The organism is Psychrobacter sp. AOP3-A1-26, from assembly GCF_052378235.1.
In the GTDB taxonomy this organism is placed as follows: domain Bacteria; phylum Pseudomonadota; class Gammaproteobacteria; order Pseudomonadales; family Moraxellaceae; genus Psychrobacter.
Genome location: NZ_JBQSXN010000016.1, coordinates 42,660 through 49,156, shown reverse-complemented (window position 1 = coordinate 49,156; position 6,497 = coordinate 42,660). Strand labels below are relative to the sequence as shown.

The window sequence follows — 6,497 nt, the reverse complement described above, 5'->3', positions numbered from 1 at the left end:
CCATAACTTTTTATTTACCAACTTTTTACCCACCACTTAACAGCGTCATTTTAGGCGCTGCAATCAAAAAGGAATATCTCATGGTAGACATGCCACCAGTAGTAGAGCTTGACACCAGTATGGGTGCGATCGTTATCGAACTCAACGAAGAAAAAGCCCCAAAAACGGTAGAGAACTTTTTAAACTACGTAAAATCTGGTCATTATGATGGCACGATTTTCCACCGCATCATTGACGGCTTTATGATTCAAGGCGGCGGAATGGACGCTGAGATGAATGAAAAAGCCACCAACAAGCCTATCGAAAACGAAGCTGACAATGGTTTAAAGAATGACAAAGGTACCCTCGCGATGGCGCGTACCCAAGACCCACATTCAGCAACCAGCCAGTTTTTTGTTAACGTAAAAGACAACGATTTCTTAAATCACTCTGGCAAAAACATGCAAGGCTGGGGCTATACCGTATTTGGTAAAGTCACAAGCGGTATGGACGTGATTGAAAAAATGCGCGGCGTACCTACTGGTCGTTTCGGCATGCATGCAGACGTACCAACAGAGCCAGTAACTATTAATTCAGCGACTATTATTTCTGAATAATCGTTAATTCTGAATAACAACTATTCGGTAAATTCTGATTATAAATCGTTACTTATGATTTATGAGGATAAAGATAAATGCAAAGTTTTAATCATTTAATCACAACCCGTCCTCATGAAGCGCGGCAAGTTTTGATTAGCGATTTGCATTTATCGCCTGAAGAGCCTGCCTTAGTGCAGGCTTTTTTGGCATTAGTTGATGACTGCATTGCTCTGCCAGCGCTAAAACGTCTGTTTATCTTAGGCGATTGGTTTGAGGTCTGGCTGGGTGATGACGTTTATTTATCGTTATCAGAAGATGAACGCCAAACACATTGGCTTACGCCTCTAATTGTAAAATTAAAAAAGCTGCGGATCGAAGGTTGCGAGGTACTAATCATGCATGGCAACCGTGATTTTTTATTGGGTCAGCCATTTTGTAGTTTATTCGGTGGTGAGCTTATTTATGAGCCTTATACTTTAGCTGTAGGTCAAGAAAACTATCGTTTGGAACACGGTGATGCACTCTGTACTGATGATAAAAAGTATCAATTTTTTCGTAAAATTATGCGCCATCGCTTAATCCAATGGTACTTGCTCAATAAATCGTTAGAGAAACGCTTGGCTATCGCTGATAACATGCGCCAAAAGAGTCAGGAAAACAATGCCAATAAAGCAGCGTATATCATGGATGTTAATGAAGCGGCAGTGAACAAAGCTATTTATCACTTTGACGCCTTACTACATGGTCATACTCATCGTCCTGAAATCCACCAAAGCAATGAGGGTAAAACTCGCTATGTCCTTGGTGATTGGCGGCTATTAGATAGCGACACTCGCCAGCCAAAAGTCAGTGCGGTGATTGGTGCGATTACGACAGATATAAATGCAAATATTGACAGCCACTCCAATAATGCTGAATTTGGATTGTTCGAATTTAAACATTCAGTGTAGGGTGCGCCCTGCGCACCAAAGTCAGTGCGCGAGGCACACCCTACAACTTTCATAAAATAAGGGTCTACTAAACATTTAGTAGACCCTTATTTTATTCGGCTATTAATCCTGTGGCATCAATTTAAAAAAGTGCTGGCGATAGTGCTTTAGCTCACGGATAGAGTCGCGAATATCATCTAAGGCTAAGTGACTGCCACCTTTTTCAAAATTCTTTAGAATATCAGGACGCCAGCGGAAGCATAATTCTTTGATCGATGACACATCAAGGTTACGATAGTGAAAGAACCTCTCAAGCTCTGGCATTTGGCGCGCCATAAAGCGGCGGTCTTGGCAAATCGAATTGCCACACATCGGTGATTTACCGCTGTCGACCCATTTATTCAGAAACTTGATGGTCTCAGCTTCAGCCTCTGCCAATGTCACCGTACTACGGCGCACACGGTCCACCAATCCTGACTGGCCATGTTGCTTGGTATTCCAATCGTCCATACCGTTTAGTTTACGATCAGATACTTTGATAGCAAATACAGGCCCTTCCGCAAGGACATTCAAATCCTCATCGGTAACGACAGTGGCAATCTCGATAATCTCGTCATTTAAGGTATCGAGTCCGGTCATTTCTAGGTCAATCCATACCAGCCCTTTTTTACCTTGGTTTTTGATTTTAATCTTGTTGGGGTGGTCACCGGTAGTCATAAAGTATCCTATGGTCAATAAAGTTTGAAGCAACTTTGGAGCAATTTTAATGAAACACATCAGATATAATTATTGATGCTTAAATCACAATATTTTGCATCTACGTTGTGCGCCCACTGATTTATAACCGCTAAAACGTTACAAAACCACTGTCTAGCGTAGGTGCTTTAAGCTGTATGTTAGCAAATTTTCACGCTACACTTAGCAATATTTTTTTAATAGGTCACAAACCCATGGCATTAATCCGGCAACGTAAACTGACTAAACAGCAGATTCGGCGCATCGACAAACAACAACTGGCCAGTCAAGACAGCATCGATGATAGTTTGATGGATGGCGTGGTCATGGCGCATTATGGCAAGCAACTAGAAGTCCAAGTGACCAGCTTGCCTGCGGTGATACCAGTGCAACCAGAAATTGCACCCGATGATCCTGAGCCATTTTGGCAAGAGCTGGCGTTAGGCGATATCTGGCGTTGTCATGTACGTACCAATCTGCCGATGCTAGCCGCGGGCGACCAAGTACGCTGGAATGCGGACTCTAATACAGGATTTGGCCGTATCGAGTCAGTCAAACCACGTACCTCTCTTGTCTCGCGTCCTGATCGCTATCATAAACTCAAACCTGTCGCCGCCAATGTCGATATTTTGGCCATTGTTTTTGCCCCGCTGCCTGTCGCTGCCCCAACCTTGATCGATCGCTACTTGGTTGTTTGTCATCATGCGGGCGTACAGCCGCTATTAGTGCTTAATAAAGCCGATTTACTGGCAGAAGAAAAGGGCGTCGATACCAATGAGTTATTAGCACAATATGCGGCGCTTGGTTATGAGAGCATTTTGACCTCGGTCGATTGCCCTGAAAACGTCGCTGATAGCGATGAGCAAGAAGGCCTTGATGAATTAAAACGTTATATCGATAAAAAGCTGGTTATTTTTGCTGGTCAATCTGGCGTCGGTAAAAGTAGCTTAATCAATGCGCTACTACCTGAATCGGCTCAAAGCGTGAATATCATCTCTGATAATTCAAAACTTGGTCAACATACCACCACTACCAGCCGCTTATTGCCGTTTAATCCTGATGATTTAACCCAAGGTGGCATCGTCGACACGCCAGGTATACGCGAGTATGGTATTTGGCACTTAAGCCCTGATGATATTATTTCAGGCTTTGTCGAGCTTGCTCCATTGTCTGGTAACTGCCAATTCCGCGATTGTCGCCATACCCATAACAGCAAAGGCTGTGCCTTATGGCAAGCGGTTGCTGATGGCAAAGTATTACAGCGCCGTGTTGAAAATTTGGTGACGCTAAGAGAAGAGGCGGATACCAAACCTTACTAATCGCGGCCTTATTAATTGTTAATCGCTAGGTTGACCATCGCACGTTTACTATGGTCGGGCTAATCGGTATAATAGCGCCTTGTTCAATATCATTAGGCTGTCTTCTCAGCTTAATCGAACGCTTAATTTTTTGGAGGTATGGTTTGGATCGTGCGCTGGAATTTGTGGGCAACCACCCGTTTTTATTTGGTATATTAGCCGTACTTGCTGTACTGTTTTTTGCGATTGAAAACAAACGTAGCGGCAAAAAAATATCGCCTAATACCCTTGGTATGATGGTTAACTCGCAAAATGCGCAGCTTATCGATATTCGCGCCAAAAAGAAATTTGAAACAGGTTATATCCAAGGCAGCCGCAACATACCCTTTACCAACCTCAAAGATCGCTTAGAAGAAATACGCGCCATTGAGCATCCTGTGATTATCATCTGTGATATGGGTGTACAAGCAGGTGCTGCCATTCAAATGATCGGCAAAAATAACGTCTATCGTTTAGAAGGCGGCATTGGCGGTTGGCAAGGTGCGGGTATGCCATTGGTTGGCTTAAAAGATGCCAAACCAAAAAGCAAAGGCAAAGCCAAGCCAAGTTTGCATAAATAATGAGTCTGTATAGACCATTAAATATAGTCTTAAGCTGATATTGACTGGTGGCTTATTAAGCCTAGCAAACAACCTAGCAAACAACCTAGCAAACAAAAGGCACCTTCTTCTAAGGTGTCTTTTTTTGTATGACATTTATGATACCGTCAGGTTTTTTCGGTTTGAGCCGCTTGAATTTGCGAAGCTCATCCCCACTTTAAATAATGAGCCTCACCAAATATATTATTCATTTATTATTTGGTGGCTGGTTATAAGAATTATTATAAAATGATTGTTTATAATAAAACGCTTACCTCATAAACTTATAAATAAGGATTTATCATGACTGTATCTGTTAAAGTCTATACCACTCCTATCTGCCCATACTGCTCAAACGCCAAGCAACTACTAAAAACCAAAGGCGTAGACTATGAAGAGATTGGCATGCATGACATGAGCAGCGAAGAACGCCAAGCACTGATGCAAAAAACCAATAACTATCGCACTGTGCCGCAAATCTTTGTTGGCGAGACCTTTGTCGGTGGTTTTGATGAGCTAAACCAAATGAACCAACAAGGCAAACTTGACGAGCTATTAGCAGGTTAATTTGCTAGATTTTTTGCTGTCTGTCTTTACCTATGTAATGGTAGACAGTGATGAAGATAAAAGAAAGATAGTGATAAAAGTATTGATATAAAAGCATCGAGATAAAATATCGAAAATCAGTCTCGATTTATATTACAATCACCGCTTGCCCAATTATTTGATTAACTTTTAGAGGAATTACCATGGCTGAAGAACAAGCACAACCACAATTGGCACTAGAACGCATCTACGTAAAAGACATGTCACTCGAAGTCCCAGGTGCTGGTGTATTCACCAAAGAATGGAATCCAGAGCTTGATATCAATCTATCTAGTAATGCTGAAAAGCTGGATGACGACCACTATCAAGTGGTATTGACGGTCAGCGTCACTGCCAAAAATGCTGATGAAGCAGCGTTTATCGCAGAAGTCCATCAAGCGGGTATTTTCTTACTCAAAGATATTCCAGAAGATCAAATTGGTCAAATTTTAGGCGCTTACTGCCCTAACGTTTTGTTCCCTTATGCTCGTGAAGTCATTAGTGACATCGTCACCCGTGGTAGCTTCCCACAATTGCTACTTGCGCCAGTCAACTTTGACCAGGCCTATGCGCAAAGCCAAGAGCAAACGCAAGTTGATGCTCAAGGTAACGCGTAAGCTTTAATGTATTAAAGCATCAGCTTATTTATATTTGAAAGCCGTTTACTCATATAGTAAGCGGTTTTTTTATAGGCATATTTCAGTATGATTCTAAGTAATCCATAGATAAATTTTTTGCAGCCTCTGTCTGCGTAGGCACAGCAAGCTAGAAAAAACTGTACCAGCAGTACGTGATGTATCGATTTTACTTTTCACTGATTATATCTGTATTACTTTTCACCGACTTTATTATCATTAGACCTAAAAAAACCCTGCTCATTGGCAGGGTTCTCAAGCATTTCATCAATTGTCAAAAATCAATGATTAGCCTTTTAGAGCTGATAAGATTTGCTGTTTGACTTCATCGATGCCTTGAGTGCCATCAAATTTATCATAATTAGGCGCATCATCACCTTCTTTGGCTTTGTTTTGATAAAAACCAACAAGTGCTGACGTCTGCTCATGATAAGTGGCTAAACGGTCACGAATGGTCGACTCTTTGTCGTCTTCGCGCTGAATAAGTGCTTCGCCAGTCACATCATCGATGCCTTCTTGCTTTGGTGGATTGTGGTCGATGTGATAAACACGACCAGAACCTGCATGCTGGCGGCGACCAGACAGACGCTTAACAATTTCATCATCAGGAACACTGATTTCAATCACGTGATCAATTGCCACATTAGCATCTGCAAGCGCTTGAGCTTGTGGAATAGTACGTGGGAAACCATCTAAGATACAGCCATTGACACAATCAGGCTTAGCGATGCGTTCTTGCACTAGGTTAATGATAAGGTCATCAGAAACCAAACCACCAGCATTCATCACGTCTTTGGCTTGTTTACCAAGCTCACTGCCTTCTTTGATTGCGGCACGTAGCATATCGCCCGTTGAGATTTGCGGAATATCATATTCTTTAGAAATAAACTGAGCTTGGGTGCCTTTACCGGCGCCTGGTGGACCTAGCAAAATAATACGCATCATTACACGACTCTCCTTAATGGATAGGATTTTGGGACTAATAAAACTTAGGGATTGGTTGTTTGCCAAGCTACCTTACCTTGTGGCTTTAAAAAGCTCAAGTATTTTTAGCCTTGAGTCGGCAAGTTGCGATGACTTATCTGTTCATGGTTCATGT

Annotated in this window: 8 protein-coding genes; 6 read left to right on the top strand and 2 right to left on the bottom strand. The window is 42.2% G+C overall.

Annotated features, from left to right (window positions below; all coding sequences use genetic code 11):
• Positions 1–80: 80 nt before the first annotated feature.
• Together ACT3TU_RS04765 and ACT3TU_RS04760 are read left to right on the top strand one after the other, a co-directional pair.
• Positions 81–596 (top strand): peptidylprolyl isomerase, encoded by a 516-nt coding sequence (locus tag ACT3TU_RS04765; protein ID WP_192523363.1) that lies wholly within the window; start codon positions 81–83, stop codon positions 594–596.
• A gap of 77 nt (positions 597–673) precedes the next feature.
• Positions 674–1,528, top strand: a complete 855-nt coding sequence (locus ACT3TU_RS04760; RefSeq protein ID WP_444784073.1) for a UDP-2,3-diacylglucosamine diphosphatase — start codon at positions 674–676, stop codon at positions 1,526–1,528.
• A 102-nt stretch (positions 1,529–1,630) separates the two neighbouring features.
• Here the strand turns inward: ACT3TU_RS04760 and orn are convergent, their stop codons facing one another.
• Positions 1,631–2,224 (bottom strand): oligoribonuclease, encoded by a 594-nt coding sequence (gene orn / locus ACT3TU_RS04755; protein ID WP_192523361.1) that lies wholly within the window; start codon positions 2,222–2,224, stop codon positions 1,631–1,633.
• Positions 2,225–2,457: 233 nt separating this feature from the next.
• Here orn and rsgA point away from each other — a divergent pair, with 233 nt between their 5' ends.
• From rsgA to secB, 4 genes are all read left to right on the top strand, one after another.
• Positions 2,458–3,561 (top strand): ribosome small subunit-dependent GTPase A, encoded by a 1,104-nt coding sequence (rsgA, locus tag ACT3TU_RS04750; RefSeq protein ID WP_192523360.1) that lies wholly within the window; start codon positions 2,458–2,460, stop codon positions 3,559–3,561.
• Between the two features lie 143 nt (positions 3,562–3,704).
• Entirely contained in the window at positions 3,705–4,160 is a 456-nt protein-coding gene (locus tag ACT3TU_RS04745; protein ID WP_192523359.1) for a rhodanese-like domain-containing protein, read from the top strand.
• Between the two features lie 321 nt (positions 4,161–4,481).
• Complete coding sequence (gene grxC / locus ACT3TU_RS04740; RefSeq protein ID WP_192523358.1) at positions 4,482–4,745, top strand: glutaredoxin 3; 264 nt, start codon at positions 4,482–4,484, stop codon at positions 4,743–4,745.
• A gap of 182 nt (positions 4,746–4,927) precedes the next feature.
• Positions 4,928–5,380, top strand: a complete 453-nt coding sequence (secB, locus tag ACT3TU_RS04735) for a protein-export chaperone SecB (protein WP_192523357.1) — start codon at positions 4,928–4,930, stop codon at positions 5,378–5,380.
• Between the two features lie 306 nt (positions 5,381–5,686).
• Here the strand turns inward: secB and adk are convergent, their stop codons facing one another.
• The gene (gene adk, locus ACT3TU_RS04730; RefSeq protein ID WP_192523356.1) at positions 5,687–6,343 is read right to left on the bottom strand and encodes an adenylate kinase; all 657 of its coding nucleotides are present in this window, start codon (positions 6,341–6,343) and stop codon (positions 5,687–5,689) included.
• Positions 6,344–6,497: the final 154 nt, after the last annotated feature.

Excerpts from the sequence above, each read along its gene's own strand:
- ACT3TU_RS04765 (WP_192523363.1), top strand. The coding sequence starts at position 81 with ATGGTAGACATGCCACCAGTAGTAGAGCTTGACACCAGTATGGGTGCG.
- ACT3TU_RS04760 (WP_444784073.1), top strand. The coding sequence starts at position 674 with ATGCAAAGTTTTAATCATTTAATCACAACCCGTCCTCATGAAGCGCGG.
- orn (WP_192523361.1), bottom strand. The coding sequence starts at position 2,224 with ATGACTACCGGTGACCACCCCAACAAGATTAAAATCAAAAACCAAGGT.
- rsgA (WP_192523360.1), top strand. The coding sequence starts at position 2,458 with ATGGCATTAATCCGGCAACGTAAACTGACTAAACAGCAGATTCGGCGC.
- grxC (WP_192523358.1), top strand. The coding sequence starts at position 4,482 with ATGACTGTATCTGTTAAAGTCTATACCACTCCTATCTGCCCATACTGC.
- secB (WP_192523357.1), top strand. The coding sequence starts at position 4,928 with ATGGCTGAAGAACAAGCACAACCACAATTGGCACTAGAACGCATCTAC.
- adk (WP_192523356.1), bottom strand. The coding sequence starts at position 6,343 with ATGATGCGTATTATTTTGCTAGGTCCACCAGGCGCCGGTAAAGGCACC.